We start from the raw sequence: 17094 nt of genomic DNA on the forward strand, positions 1-17094 counted from the left end.
TCCGGGTTGAGGGAGATCGCGGGAGTATTCCTGCGTTGCGGTAGTTGTGGTTCCGCGTCACCTGGTGCCTGGCGAACATTTCAAATGCCGCCCGACATGGGTTGGCCTCGCACGAAAGTGCCGACACCAGCGACGCGGCACTTTCCTGCATCGGACGGACGAGGGGAGTTGCCGTGGCCGTAATTATCGGCGTGGACGCCCACAAGCGCTCACACACGCTCGTCGGAATCGACGAACGCGGACGCAAGCAAGCGACGAAGACCGTGGATGCCACCAGTACCGGTCACGCGGACGCGCTGCGTTGGGCGCGGCTGAAATTCGGCGATGAATTGGTGTGGGGTGTCGAAGACGTCCGGTCGGTGTCCGCGCCGCTGGAGCGCGACTTGTTGGGCGCCGGTCAACGTGTGGTGCGGGTGCCGCCGAGGCTGATGGGACAGGTCCGCGCTTCCGCCCGTGTTCCGGGCAAGTCCGATCCCCTCGACGCTCTTGCGGTGGCGCGCGCGGTACTGCAGGAACCCGATCTTCCGGTCGCGAGACTTGACGACGCCTCGCGGGACCTGAAGCTGTTGGTGGATCGCCGCGAGGACCTGCTCGAGCAGCTCATCGCGACGACCAACCGGCTCCTGTGGCGGCTCCATGAACTCGATCCGGCCGGTGGGCCGAAGCGCGGCGCGCTGAGCGCGGCCCGGCATCGTCGCGCGGCGGCCGACTTCCTCGCGACCCGTGACGGGCTGGTGGCCGAACTGGCACGGGCCGAACTCGAGGACGTCGACCGGCTGGCCGGCATGACGGATGCGCTCGAGAAGCGCATCGCCGTGGTCGTGCGGGTGTCGGCGCCGAATCTGTTGGCATTGCCGGGATGTGGCCCGTTGACGGCCGCCAAGATCATCGGAGAAACGGCCGATGTCTCCCGGTTCAAGAATGAGGCCGCCTTCGCCCGTCACGCGGGTGTCGCTCCGGTACCGCACTGGTCGGCCACGCCCGGCCATCAGCGGTACGTCAGATCGGGGAACCGGCAGCTGAATATGGCGCTGCACCGGATCGCGGTCACCCAGCTCACCATGGGTGCGGCCGGCCGCGCGTACGTCGACAAGCGGGTCGAACAGGGCGACCGGCGGCCGGCGGCGGTGCGCGCCCTCAAGCGGCGCCTGGCCCGGGTGGTGTTCACGCGTCTGCACGCCGATCAAGCGCTACGCGCCGAAGGTCCGGCCGCTCATCACCCCTCATGCGAACACGGTGCGGACACCGATTCCGCCGTCGCCCATGAGGTCGCGGGCTAGAAGGGCGGTTGTTCGCGTGGTCGCCGCACGACGGAGAATCAGAGCGTCGGAGGGTGTTCGGTTCGCCATAGGCTGGGAGGATGGCGATGACCGGATGGGTGCTATTCGTGTTCTGCATCGGGCTGGCCGTCACCCTCGTTGGCATGGTGGGAGGCGCGTTCCTCAACGGGCGCCGCCGCCAACGTCGTACTACTGGCTGTCCTGGCTGGGCGGCGGCGTGATCATGGTGGTCGCCGACCTCATCAACGGCGGCGACGGGTTGATGATCGGTATTTTCCTCGCCGTGATGTCGGTGATGATTGCCTTCTTCAAATCGCCCTACATCAAGATCGGCGACACGATAATCGCCGCCAAACGCGTTGATCGGCAACCGGACCCACCGGAGGACGACGAGTCGGCAGACGCGCCGCATGTGCCCGCGGACCGCGAACGGCGTTGAGCTCCGCCAGTTCCACCAGCTGGCGAACCGCCGATAGGGGCCCACGCCGCTCCCGGGCTCCGATGCGAAAGCGGGTGCGTTGGAGGCACTCGCAACCGCATCGCTCGGCGATATCGGTCCTCGCGCAACGGCCGCGCGACCCCAAGTGACCGGAGTGCCGACCGGCGGCTGCGGTGGCGCCGCGCCATCTTCGGCCATGCAGATCGATGAGTTCGCCGAGCGCTACCCGGCGCTGTAGCACATGGCGGACGAGACGGCCTGGCCGTCAACTGAGCGTCGCGGGTTGTTGAGTACCCGCGCCATTGGTCGACCTTTACGAGCCAGAAGAAGACGTCCGTGCCGCGATATTACGTGAGAGGCGTACGCGTAGCTTCACTCTGCAGCGTGACGGCGTGGACCCGATGACCGTGCGTGACCAGTTGCCCTTGAAGTTCCTGAACGAGTGCCCTTTGCGACGGTGTGTCCCCACAGGATTTTCTCGATGCCCTCAACGAGCGGGTGTTCCTCTGGGTGTCACGCGAGCGGGTGCAGAGACTCCTTAACGCGCGGGCCTACCAGGACCGACCCAAAATCATTCACGTCGACACCGCGGCATTCTCGACGCCCACGGCGACGCAGTCGAATTGGCGCCCTACAACACCGGAAACGCACACGTTCCGAACGCCCCGAAGCGCGGGCCGGAGACCTTCAAAGGTATCGAGCAGTACCCCTTCGAGGATTGGCGGCGGAAGCGCGGTCGCAACGGTGAGGCGGTCGTCGAGTTCACGGTGCCCTGGTCCGCAACCGACCTCGCCAAATACGTTCGCCAAATCGAACTCTGGCTTGCAGACTAGCTGCTCGAGCAGCTGCTATGACGCGGCGTATGTACCGTCACCCGTTCGCATCATCGTCGCGCGCCCTCACCGTGACTGCGGCGGCGGATACAGCGGATTGGGCCCGGGCGCGTACCACCCGGGGAAGTACTCGATGTATCCGGACGGGGCGAGCTGTCCCGGCGGCACCTCAATGATGTCGCGGATGTCGATGGGGCGTTGGGGCGGGGCTGGCGGTGTCTGCGGGACGTTGAAGCCGCCGGGGTCGGGCACGCCGATATTCGGGGCGATCTCCTTGTAGTGGGGTGGGAAGAGCTGCCCCGGTTCGACGACCCGGATGTCGGCGCCGTCGAGCGGATACCGCGCCGGCGGCGGGGGAGGTGTGGCGAACCCCGGCCTGTCCGGTGCGGGGTGGTACAGGTTCGGTCCCACCTGGACGGTGTTGGGAGGGGCGAGTTCCCCGTCGGGAACGTAGATGATCTTGCCGACGTCGATCCAGTAGCGCGGGTCCTTGCCGTGGGCGGGCGGGGTCTTCGGTTTGTCGGTAGGTAGGTCGGATCCGCCCGGTCCGTAGCTGAGCTGCTGCACCTGGTTGGCGACGTCGGTCGCCTGCTGCTGGGTGGAGTTCACTACCGACTGGGATGCGGCGAGTTGCTCGCGCAGCGCCTGGAGCACCGCGAGTTGCTCGGCTGGTGTGCGGGCGCTTGCCGCGACCTGTTGGATCAGCTTGGTCTGCGCGACGATGCCGTCGAGCTGGCGTGATCCGGTCTGCGTCGCCGTCGCGGCGTTGGTGAGCAGCGATTCGAGTGTCGTGTCGGTGCGCCCGGCGGTGCTCAGCCGCTGGGTCTGTGCGGTGACGACGGCGTGGTGGCGGTCGGCCAGCTGGCCGGACATCGAGGACATGGGGCGTTCGGCGCCGGCGGTGTCGTGCGCCGCGGCCTCAACCCGCCCGGCCGTCGCGTTGGGTGCCTCGGCGGGCCCGAAAAGGGAACGCGCGCGCTCGACCGTCGCGACGGTCTGGGCCGCGACTTGGGCAAGGGTGGACACCCCTCGATTATCGGGCATGCGCCGACACCCGACGTGCAGAATTTTCGGCCCGCTGTCGGCGCGCTTAAATTGGGACCTCGACACCGAGCACGCGCGGGGCTACCGGAACGCGGTCGGCACCTCGCGCTAGACCCGACCGCCACGACGACCGCGCGCGACCTGCCTGCTTTCGCCAGGTCTCGTGCGAACGCCTACATCCCGAAAACCGCTGTGTACGTCGAGATTCGAGTAGTACTACCCATGCGCACCGGGCTGTGCCTCGACATGCTCATGGCATGGATGCACTCAACAACATGTCGAGGACCACGGCGGCCTTCTTCCTTCAAGCCGCGATCGCTTTCGGTGTCAGTTTTCTCGGTGTAACCGGCGGGATCCTTTTTCTGCCTTTGGACCTCTGGCAGCGGTTGTTCCTTCTGATGACGGTGTTGTTCCTCGTCACCAGTTCGTTCACGCTGGCGAAGGTGATCCGCGATCAGCAGGAGGCCACCTCGGTTCGCGTCCGGCTGGATGAGGCCCGCCTGGAAAAGCTCGTGGCAGAACATAACCCGTTCGCGACGACCCCGTGATCGCTGGGAGGTTGCGTGGCACTCGTTGATCCGCGAAGCGAGTGGTGGGTTGTCGCGAAGGGGAGCCTTCTTTCCGCACTGCAGTGCTACTGCGCAGCAGGCATTACTCGTAGGGCGAATCGACGAGTCAATTGTTGAAATCGGAAGTTCTTGCGGTCGGCGGGTGAATTACCGGGATAGTCCTCCCGCAATCTGGCATCGTTCGGCTATAGATGACTTGGCGGAAGGGGGGCGTCAGTGAGCATCACTACTGCGGTAAGTGCCTTAAGCCCCGCCGCTTCTGCGCGAGAGGATTTACCAGTCGGGAGCTCCCGCGGTCTGTTCACCATCCCGCGATGGTCGTTTCGACGGTTTCGTGCTGAGAACATCGCGATCATTCTTGAAGGCGCGCGGCGTGACGAGAGCGCGATCTCGCCGTTCATTTCTGTCCTTCAGAACGTATACGGCCCACAGGTTGCAGACGACATCGCTCGGTGGTGCCGGAAGACCCGATTTGCTCGCCCGCGCAAGGGTTTCATGCCGTCTCGCGTGTACTCCAGCCACCTGGGTAGCAAGTACATTCCCTACCTCGTGTGGGTGGTGCTGCAGATTCCGTCAACGCTCGCATTCCAGAATGCTTGGGTGACGTTCGCGGGAACGCCGCTGTTCAGAGGCCGATACACCGCCATCCACACCAAGTGGCGTCGGCTTCTACGGGGCCTGCATTACGAGTTGATCGGACTGCGGGCCAGGCACTCACGGGTCTTGAGGACGGCGTACCCAACGGCGATCGTCGGATTGGGGCTTCTGACGCTGTCAGTCGTCGGTCAGCAAAACGGGGGCCGCGAGATTCATGAGCTCGCGACAGTGGGTGTCATCGGAGCCTTGAGCATGCTTTACCTCGCGCTGGCACTGCTCTTCGGCGGCTGGCTGAGTCGCCCCAAACGGCTCCGGGCGGATATCGAGGCGTTCGGCCATGTTTGCAATGTCCTCAGCATGGGACCGTACCTGTTGGATGCCCGCGCCTATGGCATGCGCCGGCTTACCGTCGTCTCACTCGGCAACCTCGCCGAGTGCCTAGAGCAACGCCTACCGCGCTCGCTCGGGATGGAAGACGGTGCCGGCGATGCCGAGATTCGAAAACGTTTCAGCCAGATGGCATCACGAGTCCGCGAATGGCAATGCCATGCCGCACTACCGACTCGCGGCGGCCACATCGAGTGGCTGGAACACCTCGCCGGGGTCGGCGCGGCCATCGCGACGCAGAGCCTCGGCGAAGTAGTTCCCTGGTCCTCACCTGTCGACGAGGTGGTTCCCCGGTCAGGTGCCACGGCAACGAGTATCGCTGGACGGGTAGTGGGCCGCGCGCTTGTGGGAGTGACGCCAGGCGCGCTCTATCTCGTCGCCAAGTACGGGCTCCGGATAGAGCTCGACACAGCCCTGGAAGCCACATGGGTGCCGCTCAGCGCGGGCTGGGCCTTTACGACATTGCGGTCGGTGTTTCCCGATTACAAGAACCGTGTCGGGTCGACCGCGCAGATACTTGGGATGCTCTCGCCCGCCAAGAAAGGCGCCTGACCGAGCCCACGGCGGGATAAGCGTATTGGCATGCGCAGGCGACGACTTCACCGCTCATCAGCCGCCGACACGCGAATGCCGATACACGACGCGGCCGGATGGTGAGCTCGACGGTGGACCGGGAGGATCGATTTCACCGGCAGAGGGGTGACCCGTTCGTCCATATATTGCACTGCTTGCGGCCGACGACGGAGCCCTGACGACGCTGTTTTTTTTGGTGATCGTTTTCGTGCGCTCGCTCTCCGACCACCTCTGGCGAGCTGGAGTCGTCGGCGTGGCGGGGCGACGGGCTGTCGCGTCCGACGTGAGGGTTGTGAGAAGTCGGTCCGATTAACAGCGTCGCTCGGTAGAGCCTCCGCCTGAGTAGCTGCCGACGGGGAGTTCGAAGTTGGCCGAGAGAGGCCCGAGCAGTCCGTGGCTGCGCCGTCGGGTGGCCAGTACGGTGGACGATGCCAAGCCGCTGCTGCAGCGGGCCGTGCGGTCGGCTACAGCGGCGGCTGCCGGTGCGCGATGCGTGAATGCGGTAATCGTTTCGGCCGAGACGGAAGGGCGGTGGTGATCGCCTTGTGTCGCTCTAAGATTGGCATGGTCTTGCGCACCAACGCGTACGTCAGCGTCCTGCATTCAGCGGTGTTGAAAGCGACGGCCGTCGAACCGGGCATCGACCATCGCAGCGGTGAGCATCGCAGGGCTTCAGGCATCGGCGCCGCGCAAGTCAGCGACGTCGACGTCGCGGCTGTTGTTCAAGAGCGGACCATTCCGGGGTCAGTGGTGGCCGCAGTGGACATCGACCACGGTCCTGTCACCGTGCGAGCGATCGTCTTGCGGTCCGGGATCCTCTCGATGGCCCAGTTCGTGTGCGTCACGGATCCCAAGGTGGGGTTCGGGTGGGCCGAGGAACTGGCCGGCCGAACCGGCGACATCCTCGCCGGCAGCGGCATCACCACGGTCGAGACCTCGGTGTTGAAGTCGCCGATGTACCGGGCGAGAAGAACCTGGAACGCGAAGGTTGTGTAGAGACCCGCACCGTCCTGAGACGGCCGGAGCCGAGCGATCGACGTTGGCCCATCTCGCGTCGCCTGACGCGCACCGACCACCGGACGAATTTAGCGCGGTGTGATCCACCCGACGGTGCGGAGATAGGGCTCAGCCCCGGCGTTGGGATCCCGTAGCTCTGCCAGGTCAGAGTCCGTCGTCCTCGCGTCCACGTTGGCGACAATGTCGTGGGGCTCGACGGTGGAGGGAAGCACGCGGTACTTTGCGCGGGGGTCATCCTCAGGCATGAATTGAGCGTAATGCGAATCGACTATTTAGAGATGCGCGAATCGACGGGCTTCGACTAGTTGGAAACCACGACACGCGGCGGTTCGCTAACAAGGTAAGGCGGCCAGCGAGCCGCTGCCTAGGAATCGCGTCATTCGACATGGACTCGCTCGCAGAACCATCGCTCGACGGAAGTGGACTCCTCGCTGATCAACTCGCGGCCCAGTCAAGCCGCAGTGCACAGCGCGATGAAGCATGACGTCGTCGGGCCGCTTAGAAGCGTCGGTCGGCGACGGAATGGGGCGGTCCCTTCGGACTCCCCGGCAATTCCGCGTTGATGGACATTCTCGGAAGTACCCTGCGTTCATGAGCGCCGCATGGTTCGGTCTGATCGGTGTGGTCCTCGGCGGGGCCATTTCGGCCTGTGCCGCGTTGTTTTCTGCGGTCCGACAAGACCTCAACGACGCAGTCGTAGCGGCCCGATTGATCGATCTGGACCTACAACAGCGAGTTTCGGGCGACGCACGCAGCGAAGAACTGTGGGTGGCCCACCGGGCAGCGCTCGCGAAGGCGCTCGGACATCGACAATGGCTTGCCGTAGCAGCGGCCTCCAGCAGGAGAACCCGGCGCCCACCGAGCGCAAGTTGGCGGTAGAAGCCGCTAGACGCATGCTCGTCCCAACAGTCGCAGGGAAGCGACACATGGTGATCCAGCGCTTTCGCAGCACCTTGCACTGAGCAGCTTCTCGGAATCGTTGAAGGCAGGGTCGGGAATCACCCTCGTCGCTCGAAAACCGTGTGCCGACAGTCGAGTGCACCGCGGAAAATGTGGAGATCAAGGACGCGATAGCGGTCGTGACCGGTGGAACGTCCGGCTTCGGGTTGGCGACCACCAAACGCCCACTCGATGCGGGCGCGACGCGGTTGCCAAGCAAGTGGGAGATGTATTCGCGCAAGGCTCCGCGGAACCGATGACGTCCACCTTTCGGGCGGGCCGTCACGAGACGCTGCCCGGGGTTGCCGTCCCTGTCGCGTTAGTTGACGACCGCCTCCCAATTAGCCATGGGGAGCGTCGAGAACGTCGTGGTCGAAGTCGAGACGTGCGTCGACACCGGCACCAATCCACAACGACCGGAACCTGTCTAGCCAGTGACTACGCCCAACGACTCGCTACGGTGATGCTGGCACGGGCCACATAGGCGTCGTCATGGGCCAGAATTTGGATCGGGGCCGACCCTCACGTCTCGCCCGTGACCTTAGCCGGCTGGCAGAGAATGCGAAGCGGCAGGCAACCGCACGGATAATCCCGGTTATCCACCATCCCGCTCGGCGCGGCCGACGACGGACTCCCCGGTCGCTAAGGGACTGCGGAGGACCTAATCATGCTGTCTACTAGGGCCATCACTGTGGCCGTCAAACTGCCCTGCCGCGGTTCCGCTGAATTCGGGTGTTATCGGTAGTAGCAGCGGGCGTCACTAGCTTTTCGCACCTCCCCACGGAGTCCGACCGAGTTCGGCCGGAGACCGGCACCGAGCCCCATGGCTCAGACTGCCGCGACCGCAACTACTGCGAGAAACGCTAGTGCATAACCTCGGGACGCCAAGGGGTCATGACCTTCAGATGATCGCACCGCGCTACATGTCAGACACTCGCCGTATTGTAGCCATCGAGCGCAAGCTGGGGCGGGCGATTTTCGAAGAGGAGTAGCTGTGGACGACGACCTGACGGCACTCCGTGAGCTCCTGACGAAATCTCGAGCTATGCCCGTGATGTTTGTAGGCTCTGGACTGTCACGTCGGTACATAGGGTCGCCCGATTGGGACGGATTGCTTGAACACTTTGCCGATCTAGCTGGCAAGAACTTCGCTTACTATCGAGGCCGAGCCGGTGGGGACCGGCCGAAGGCGGCGTCGATGATCGCGGAAGATTTTTACGATATTTGGTGGAATTCCGATGATTACGCGCAGTCAAGGACCGATAGCGCTCACCTCGTCAGCGACACAGCCGACCCGCTGAAGATTGAGATTTGTAAGCACATCGGATCACTGGGCGTCTTGGACAGGCCCGAGGTCGACACCGAACTCGACGAGTTGTCGAAGATTCACTGTCACGCGATCATCACCACGAACTGGGACGAGATACTCGACGATGCGTTCCCAGAGATGGAGGTCTATGTCGGACAGAACGATGTGCTGTTCTCTTCAACGCAGACGGTCGGGGAAATCTACAAGATCCACGGCTCCATCACCGACCCGCGATCATTGGTGTTTACGGAGGCTGACTATGAAAGGTACTGGGATGCAAACCCTTATCTAATCGCTAAGATTCTGACGCTATTCGTCGAAAATCCGATAATATTTATAGGCTACAGCCTTGGTGATCCTCACATCCAAAGATTGCTCGGCAACTTGGTGACCTGCCTAAGCGAAGGCCAGCTCGACCGACTCAACGAACGTTTCATTTTCGTAGGACGACCCGACGAACGGCGGCGGGAGGGACTGTCGAGGTCATCAATCACGGTGCAATCGCACACTTTTGGTGTAAATGAACTAGGTTTGCATGACTACGGTGACCTATATCGGATATTGTCGGAGCTCCCGCAACACTTCCCGTATAGGCTTCTCCGGCAACTCCGTGAGAGCGTGTTTCAGCTCGCCTACGGGGTGGAAACTTCGGATCGGATTCACGTTCTGGATTTTGACGCAGATACGGACGTCGATCAGGTCGAGGTCGTCATTGGGGTTGGTACGATGGCGCGCATAGGTTTGAAAGGGTACTCCTCTTTAACGCGAGTCGACCTCTTCAATGACATGCTCGCCTACCGGACTGACCACGACGCCGATCAGCTGCTCTCATCTGGGCTCAAGACGATCTTCAAGTCAGCCAAGTTCGCGCCGATTCACTATCCGCTGTACCTCGCACGTCGTGCTGGCCGTGATGTGGCCACCCTCGTGGAGAGCTTGCCACCGCGAGCCCGCAGTCGCCTCGGCGATGGTACTTTGAAGCCCTACCCGGGTAGCGCACCGGCGAATTGGCAAGATATGACGTTTCGTGAATTGCTGGCGATTGACCCGAAGATCGCCCGCAATAGGGGAGTGGGATGCCGCTACGAGATCGATGATGTTGTGGCTCTGCGCCATTTTCTGTCCGAGAGATTTGCGGGCGCCACGACCAATATATCGACTGATCTCGCAAAGCTCGGCTGCAAGTATGACCAGCTTGTATTCGGTGACGACTTCGACGGCGACCGCCACGCTCTCCTGTTAGCGTTAGATGTCCCGGCCATCACGCCTTGACTGACGAGTTCCTCCCTTCGTGGGAAGCGTTCCCACGCAATCGCGCGGACGACACAAGCAGGCTGATTTGATTTTCCATCGCCGAAAAAGCGCTGTCCCCAAAGGTCATGCTCGCGACAGAAACTCATGCACAACTCGGCTGGCGAGCCCCCTTCACTGAGGCCATCCTTTTGCAGAGACGGGTTGGTTTGGTCCGTTGTCAATCGATGTGCAGACCGCCGGGTATGCATCGTCGTGACTGTCGGACGGCGAAAGGCCGGTCACACCCACCTTCCATTTCTCGGCCGACCGGTGCTTCAACCAAGGTCGTCATCTCTACGGCGTTTGCCGAGGCCTCGAGCAGCGGCAGCGTCGAGCCGGTTGGCCTTTCCTCAGCACCTGATGACGTCGGCCGTCAACGCGGTTGAATGGACGCCTCGTGACGGGCGACATCACTCGGCGAGGAACATGTGCATGCAGGAAGTGGGACGCGTGATGGAGCTGCGCTTGGTACGGGCGATCGAGTGGACCACTGCTCGTGAGTTTCTCAATCGGCGGACCCATGCTGGAGCGGCTTCATCGTATTCAGATGGTTTCGTCGGCCGGAAAATGGCGGATGAGCTCTACGCTTCAAGGGTGCACGGTTAGGCCCTTTAGGATTCGTGACTACATCACCGCGCGGTCTACTGGCCGCCGGGAAACGGTTGTGACGGCCGTGATCAGCGACTTCGAGCTCGACCCGCCCGACTTGAACTGCTCGCCGAAGCCTGCAGGACAGTCGATCTGATCGCCGTCTTGCGTGCGGAAGCCGCTCAAAAGGGCGTCGTAATCGCCTCAGTCGGGTCCTCGAATCTATTCAGCGGTCATCGAGGGCTGGGCGGACGCAGGGCTGAATGGTCGCTCATGACGGCACTTGCCGGGCGGTTGGGAGCAGCGCAGTCGCGAGGAGGCAGCGTTAATGCTCGACGACTCGTGGTGTGGATCGTTCGTAAAGCACTATTGCGGCGGCCAAGACTGTCCCTGGGTCTCCGGTGACCTCATGCCGGTTCAGCCGGCTGAGGTAGCGCGTCGGTCTCGTCATCCGGCATAAGCATGTTGATCTGTGCTTCGCGGTAGATGTCGTCGCACGAGTTCTCCAGGGACCTAATAGCAGCGATTCTGCGGCAGAGGATCCGAAAGAGCTCCCGATCGACCTCGGAGACACCAGTATTCGTGCGGTACGACAACCACTTAGGTAGCACCTGGAAGCCCCCTATCGAGAAGCTCCACACTTCGTCGGGAATGTTGTGCCATCCTTTATCCGCAGACCACAACACGCTTTCGCCGCTTCGGGTACCGGCGTTTACGGCATGACGCCCCGCAAGCCCGACCGTGCCCGTCACAAGGTCGAAGGTGGCGATCTCGCGGAGGTCCTCCCGAATCTTCCCGTGGGTTACGCCAACTACTGGAGTGTCCGGATCGAACAGGTCCGTCAACTGGCGTCCGAGGTCAGCCGCGGAGGCTAGGGCAGTAGCCGAGGACGGCAGAGGCACCTGTGCAAAATCGTCTGACTCCACTGGTTGTTCGTCTAGCCATGTGGGCGAGTTCGTTATCGCAACCAGCGCGAAGAACACTGACTCGCCCGCTGTTTTTTCGTCGCAGTTAAGGACAGATGCTGTCCTCTTCACCCATGCGGGGAGTACTGAGGTCGCACCGCTTCCCGCTGCCGTGTCGAAGATCTTTCCCGTCTCTTCTTGGAGCTTGTCGATGTCGGGCCGGTATAGCGGAAACACACGCGCATTTGGATCGACGGATTCAAAGCTGGCGATGGCTCGGGACGGCAACGGCCTTATTCCGGTTACCCGTCTCGGAGTCTGCGCCGCGACGAGGCTAATCTGTCCGTCGACGGCGCGCCAGTATGGGTACAACTCTCGGCGTGACTCATTAAGGAGTCTCTTCTCTGTTTCCCAGTACATCCACCGCAGATCAAACGGTCTGAAGTGGTAGCGAACGAGTCTCGAATCCTCGAAGACCGCGCCGATTCGGGCTAGTGCTTTGCGGACCTCTTCGGGGCGGTATCGCGCCCTGCTCACCCCGAAACCTGGATGGGCCGCAAGCAACTTGTCAAAATCCAGATCGCTGTCGTAGTAGTCCTGCATCCGCTTGTGCAATGTGGTTCTGTCGATCGCGATGACGGCCTCGTCACGGACCGGCTGAACGCCGGAGTTGAAGTATGCGAAGTACTCGTCAAGGGCGGGATAGTCGCCAGTGGGTGCGACAGTGAACCGGTAGCGCGTCTCCTTCGTGGCAGTGACGGTGGTGTACCCATCGTTCAAGCCAGCTGGATAGCGCGAAATCAGACTCTGCCGCTTCTCGGAGGCAGTGCCTCTGTAGTCAGCCAGATGTACTAGTCCGTCGGAACTGTGCGACTTCGTACGTACCGCCGTGACCACGGCGGTTCCGACCGTAATGCCTTCCGCGATTGCGGTTGTGAAGATTGACTGGTCGATAGCGGTGCTACGGTCGTGCGTCCCGCCATGCAGATCATCGACCCAGATGCCATCAAACTCCTTCACGAGCGTGGCTCTCATCGCGGGATATGAACGTCCCCCGATCCACTTTCGATTCGTAATGAATGACACGACGCCGTGCTGTGTGAGCGTCACGATGCGATGAATCGCGACACGCCAGAATCTGACATACAGGTCATTGAGTCTGTGCTTGCGCAAGTTCCAGGTCGCAAACGATTCCCTTGACCACTCCGCCATCATTTCTCGCTCTTCCTCGGTGGTGGCAGTCGAGTAGCCGAACCAAGGCGGATTTCCTAGCACAACCAGAACTGGATCGGACTGCTTCGCGACTGCGGCGTCTCGGAGTTCTTCCTCTAGTTCAGGAAAGAGCGTAAACCCCTGTGCGCCAGCGTCTTTCTTCCATCCGGTGAGTGAGTTGGTGAGGTAGACACGCAACCTGTTAGGCCCCGGGTTCGTTCCCAGCTGGTGCAGGTGTCGGGTGAGGTGCAGATGACAGATAATGAAAGCGGCGGGAAGAACTTCGAAGCCGATGAACCTTGCAAGCAGCGCCTCTAGGGCGCGTTGAGCTGCGACAGACTGCGGCTCGCCGTTATCTATGTGGTATTTAACGAGGAAGTCGCACGCCGCGATTAGGTAGGTTCCGGTCCCCGCCGCGGGGTCTAGTAGGTAGACATTCCTGTCGGCGAGGCCCTCGGCGATTCCCAATTCTTCGACGAGGTGATGGTGCGCGCGTGCGACCTGGTAGTCGGCAATCTCACGCGGCGTGTACCAGACACCGAGATCTTGCCTCAGCACCGCGTCGAATTCGGAAAGAAAAGGTTCATAGAAGTACTGAATTGCGGCGCCGTCGAATGCGACTGTGAACGCGTCACGATCTGTCCAACGCAGCACCCGCTCAACATTCTGCAGGTGGGGTGTGAGGTCACATTGCTTGAGCAGCTGAGGCCGTAACGCTTGGTGGAGGATTTCGGCGAACACCGGCACTGTCAACCGATACGACGACTGCATCCAGCCAAAGTGCTCCAGGTCGTCCGTCTCTAACCACGCCGCGAACGCACCGTAGACAAGCGTTTGAACGACGGTAGGAACTAGGTGTTCGCCTTCAAGGTCTATTTGAAGGCCCTCGCTGAGTGCGGTCCGAAGGGTTAAGAGCATTTCATCGGGATTTCCTGCGGCCTCAATGGCATCGCGCATGTTGCGCGCATGGTAAGCCAGCAGTCCCGCGACCTGTTTGGGCGTCTTGATGGAGCCGCGCGGCACTCCGCCATCGATTAAGAGCATCCGCAAGTCTGACCACGTGCGAGCCAAGTCAATATCTTCGATGAGTTTCCCATCGAGAAGATCGGTGGCTGAGTCGGCGATCGTCACGCGTCGAGACACGTCCTCGACCAAGTTTCCATCGACGATTCGCGCCAGCGCGAATTGCCAGAGGTTGGTGATGAGCACCAAGCCGCCGCCGTAGTTTCGTGCGTAGTCCGCTGTTCGTGCCGCTGATGCCACCCGCTCCAGCTTGACGTCTGCGGGCTTAACTTCGACGGGTAGGACCAAGGCCTGACTTTGTTTCTCTATTAGGCCGAAGTCAGGCAGGAACCTGTCGTCTACTGTCGGGTCCGACAACTGAGACACAGGCTGCAGCTTGGGCGTCATCTCGTTCCCGAGCGCATCAAACAATCCGTTAAGAGCGGGATAGTAGGAGGTCTCCGCTGTGCCCTTCCCCGTCTGATGGATGGCCCGCACAGCCGACGCATACACGTGAAGAGGATGAGCGGCTTTGTTCCTCGCGACCGCTTTCTGGGCCTTCGCCGCCGCCTTCTTCGCTGTCGTCACGGCAATCCTTTGCTTCCGAGAGAGCTGCTGACTCTGCCGGGAGCGAGCGTAGCGTGAGCCACGCGCCAGATGCGGCACTGTGCGCCGGGAGCCGTACCGATCTTCGGGGTGGATTCCTCGCCCGTCACATTGTGAAACGTATAGCCGGCGTCGCGGAAGACTCGCGTGAGCGCCTGATGTCAGCGACGCGCAGATGAGGAAAATGGGGGTACGCATCGGGAGCTCGCGTGGTCCGCGGCTTCCGGGGGTCAAGTGCCGTCCCGGGTGGACCGCACGTCAAATTGATTGACCTCGCGACTACGGCAGCGGTGCTCACGGCGTCCAGTTCGTGTTGAGGATGTCGCCGTTCAACGTCGTCGTCATGACGTAGCCTCTCTCCGATTCAGAGCAGCCAGCGGGAACACGACATGGGTCCACGCAGGACTTTCACCCGTGCCGAGGTGCGGCGTGCCTGGGAGTTGTAACGGGCGGTTGTGCAAGCTGTGCCGGCGTGCCATCCCGGTGGACCTGATGCACGGCGACCACATCCACCTTTGGAGTCTGGGTGGCCGCACCTCGCTCGACAACCTCCAGGCGTTGTGCGAGTCGTGCAACTCCGCAAGGGCTCCAAGCCGCAGGATGTCATCGCTGAGCGTTTCGATCCGGCGGCGCTGCGCCCGGGTGAGGAGAGTTACGGCCATGGCAGCGTGAAGCGCTGCCCATAGTCCTGCAGGCACTACAGACTGAACCGGTCCTCGTCGAGAGGCGCGACCCGGCGCGGGCAAGACGCGGTTCGGTCTACAGGTCGCCTATCGGGTGGTGGCGGCGGGTGCCATCGCCCGACTTCTGATTGTTGTACCGACGGTCGGCATCGCCGACGGGTGGCGGTCCGCGGCTAGTCCGTGATCGGTGACGGCTGGCTTGGAGCGATCACCACCTACCAGTCGCTAAGTGCCGCTCCGAACATGTTCCTGGCCCATGTGACCGACCCGGGCCATCGCACGCTTGTGATCTCCGACGAGGTCCATCACGCCGGCGCTGACGCGTCGTGGGGTACACCTGCCCAATTCGCCTTCGCACAAGGCGCCGCCGCGATCCTGTCACTGTCGGGTACGCCGTTCCGAACAACCCGCGACCCGATCCTTTTCGTGACAGAACCGCCCTGCGGCTAGGCTCGCCAAGTTGACAGCAGCTGGCGCTGTTTGGTGGAGAAGTGTTCAAATCCCCGTGACTATGCCGCTTCGCCGGTGAGTCAGCAGCGGCGGTGCAAGGGGTCTTGGAAACAGTCAATTAGTGTTTTCTGGTCTAGCTGCTGTCGCCGCTGCGTGCGGCCCGATCAAAGGAGGTTAACGCCCGCAGTTCCGTCACGGTGACGATACTGGGGCGGATGAGTGGCCGATTGAAGCGTCCGCAGGGGCGACTCCCGCAGGGTTCCCGGCGCTCGCTCGAGCACCCCCAACTCTTCATGGATAATTGTTATTATCCACGATATTGTTTGCGCATGGTGCCCGCAGGCCAGCCAAGCTCCCGCCAACCCGGTCGACCGGCGTGGTTCGAAGCGTTTCTGGCTGATCGCGGGACGCGGAAGCCATCCGCCCACACCATGAAGGCGTACCGACAGGACTTCGACGCAATCGCGAACCTGATTGCCGGCGCGGATGACGTACTGACCACAATGCGGCTAACCGACATCACGACGGAGGCTCTCCGAGGAGCGTTCGCGGTCTACGCCGAGACCCACGAGGGCGCCTCTATCCGACGCTGCTGGTCCACCTGGAACGTGTTGTGCACCTTCTTGTTTACCTCCAACTTGATTCCCGCCAACCCGATGCCTCAGATTGGGCGACCGAAGGCCGTCAAGTCGCTTCCGAAGTCGCTTCCGGATAGTGCGATCAACGCTTTGATGACCGAACTTGCTAACGACCAACAGTCACGCCGTCGTAGCGATTGGCCCGAGCGTGATCGCGCGATCATTCTCACTGGATTGCTGGCGGGACTTCGGTCGGAAGAACTGATCAGCGCGGACGTCGGCGACATTCGTCGCACTGCAGACGGCGCAGTTGTTCAGGTGCGTGGCAAAGGTGGCAAGGATCGACGAATACCGGTGGAGCCATCCCTGATTGCCGTGCTGGAGCAGTATCTGGATAGCCGGCTCATTCGGTATCCGGCCGCGTCGAAACAGCGCTCCCCCAGCGGGGGACTGGCGGCTTGGCCTCCACGTTCTCCACTTTTCGTGGGGGCCGACGGCAATCGCATCACCCGCGGCACGCTGCAATACCGCGTTCGACGCGCGTTTCGGAGAGCAGGAATAGATGGCGACCGAGCACGTGGCGCTTTAGTTCACGGCCTGCGACATACATTCGCCACGGAGCTCGCGAATGCGAATGTCAGCGTGTATGCGCTCATGAACCTACTTGGACACGAATCGATGTCGACGTCCCAGCGCTACGTGGCGGCGGCCGGCGTTGAAACCCGGCAGGCGGCCGCGCTGAACCCGCTGTACACACGGCTGGACGGGGATGGCGGCTAGGTCACGGGAA

General features: G+C 62.1%; 13 protein-coding genes and 1 pseudogene. 12 read left to right on the forward strand and 2 right to left on the reverse strand.

Annotation, left to right across the window (positions count from 1 at the left end; all coding sequences use genetic code 11):
- Positions 1–173 precede the first annotated feature (173 nt).
- The 3 genes from AU194_RS10915 to AU194_RS10925 all read left to right on the forward strand — a co-directional run bounded on the left by AU194_RS10915 (position 174) and on the right by AU194_RS10925 (position 2552).
- On the forward strand, positions 174–1280 hold the full coding sequence (locus tag AU194_RS10915; protein ID WP_059089259.1) for an IS110 family transposase: 1107 nt from the start codon (positions 174–176) through the stop codon (positions 1278–1280).
- 217 nt (positions 1281–1497) lie between these two features.
- Entirely contained in the window at positions 1498–1719 is a 222-nt protein-coding gene (locus AU194_RS10920) for a hypothetical protein (protein WP_059089260.1), read from the forward strand.
- A 623-nt stretch (positions 1720–2342) separates the two neighbouring features.
- Positions 2343–2552, forward strand: a complete 210-nt coding sequence (locus tag AU194_RS10925) for a hypothetical protein (RefSeq protein WP_059089261.1) — start codon at positions 2343–2345, stop codon at positions 2550–2552.
- Positions 2553–2618: 66 nt separating this feature from the next.
- Here AU194_RS10925 and AU194_RS10930 read toward each other — a convergent pair whose 3' ends face one another.
- Positions 2619–3596, reverse strand: a complete 978-nt coding sequence (locus AU194_RS10930; RefSeq protein WP_059089262.1) for a DUF4226 domain-containing protein — start codon at positions 3594–3596, stop codon at positions 2619–2621.
- A gap of 257 nt (positions 3597–3853) precedes the next feature.
- Here AU194_RS10930 and AU194_RS10935 point away from each other — a divergent pair, with 257 nt between their 5' ends.
- The 6 genes and pseudogenes from AU194_RS10935 (at position 3854) to AU194_RS10950 (ending at position 10259) form a co-directional block, all read left to right on the forward strand.
- Positions 3854–4144: a YiaA/YiaB family inner membrane protein gene (locus AU194_RS10935; protein WP_059089263.1), complete on the forward strand. Its 291-nt coding sequence runs from the start codon at positions 3854–3856 to the stop codon at positions 4142–4144.
- Between the two features lie 576 nt (positions 4145–4720).
- A complete protein-coding gene (locus AU194_RS10940; RefSeq protein WP_157576008.1) occupies positions 4721–5701 on the forward strand; it encodes a hypothetical protein in 981 nt (326 codons plus the stop codon).
- 552 nt (positions 5702–6253) lie between these two features.
- A complete protein-coding gene (locus AU194_RS10945; protein ID WP_157576009.1) occupies positions 6254–6718 on the forward strand; it encodes a hypothetical protein in 465 nt (154 codons plus the stop codon).
- Positions 6719–7330: 612 nt separating this feature from the next.
- Positions 7331–7618: a YtxH domain-containing protein gene (locus AU194_RS31780; RefSeq protein WP_157576010.1), complete on the forward strand. Its 288-nt coding sequence runs from the start codon at positions 7331–7333 to the stop codon at positions 7616–7618.
- Positions 7619–7791: 173 nt separating this feature from the next.
- Positions 7792–7881, forward strand: a pseudogene (locus AU194_RS31785) (3-hydroxyacyl-CoA dehydrogenase); the annotation flags it as partial.
- Between the two features lie 791 nt (positions 7882–8672).
- Positions 8673–10259, forward strand: a complete 1587-nt coding sequence (locus tag AU194_RS10950; RefSeq protein ID WP_082698583.1) for an SIR2 family protein — start codon at positions 8673–8675, stop codon at positions 10257–10259.
- A 1016-nt stretch (positions 10260–11275) separates the two neighbouring features.
- Here the strand turns inward: AU194_RS10950 and AU194_RS10955 are convergent.
- Positions 11276–14575, reverse strand: coding sequence for a type ISP restriction/modification enzyme (locus tag AU194_RS10955; RefSeq protein WP_157576011.1), 3300 nt, complete (start codon positions 14573–14575; stop codon positions 11276–11278).
- Between the two features lie 447 nt (positions 14576–15022).
- Between AU194_RS10955 and AU194_RS32995 the strand changes: the two genes are divergently transcribed.
- The 3 genes from AU194_RS32995 to AU194_RS31150 all read left to right on the forward strand — a co-directional run bounded on the left by AU194_RS32995 (position 15023) and on the right by AU194_RS31150 (position 17084).
- Positions 15023–15265 carry an HNH endonuclease gene (locus AU194_RS32995; protein ID WP_369804079.1) on the forward strand — a complete coding sequence of 81 codons (243 nt, stop codon included), beginning with the start codon at positions 15023–15025 and terminating at the stop codon, positions 15263–15265.
- A 191-nt stretch (positions 15266–15456) separates the two neighbouring features.
- Positions 15457–15726, forward strand: coding sequence for a DEAD/DEAH box helicase family protein (locus AU194_RS10960; RefSeq protein ID WP_059089268.1), 270 nt, complete (start codon positions 15457–15459; stop codon positions 15724–15726).
- A gap of 329 nt (positions 15727–16055) precedes the next feature.
- Entirely contained in the window at positions 16056–17084 is a 1029-nt protein-coding gene (locus AU194_RS31150; protein WP_082698585.1) for a tyrosine-type recombinase/integrase, read from the forward strand.
- Positions 17085–17094: the final 10 nt, after the last annotated feature.

Origin of the sequence: Mycobacterium sp. GA-2829 (genome assembly GCF_001499965.1) — a bacterium.
In the GTDB taxonomy this organism is placed as follows: Bacteria; Actinomycetota; Actinomycetes; order Mycobacteriales; family Mycobacteriaceae; genus Mycobacterium.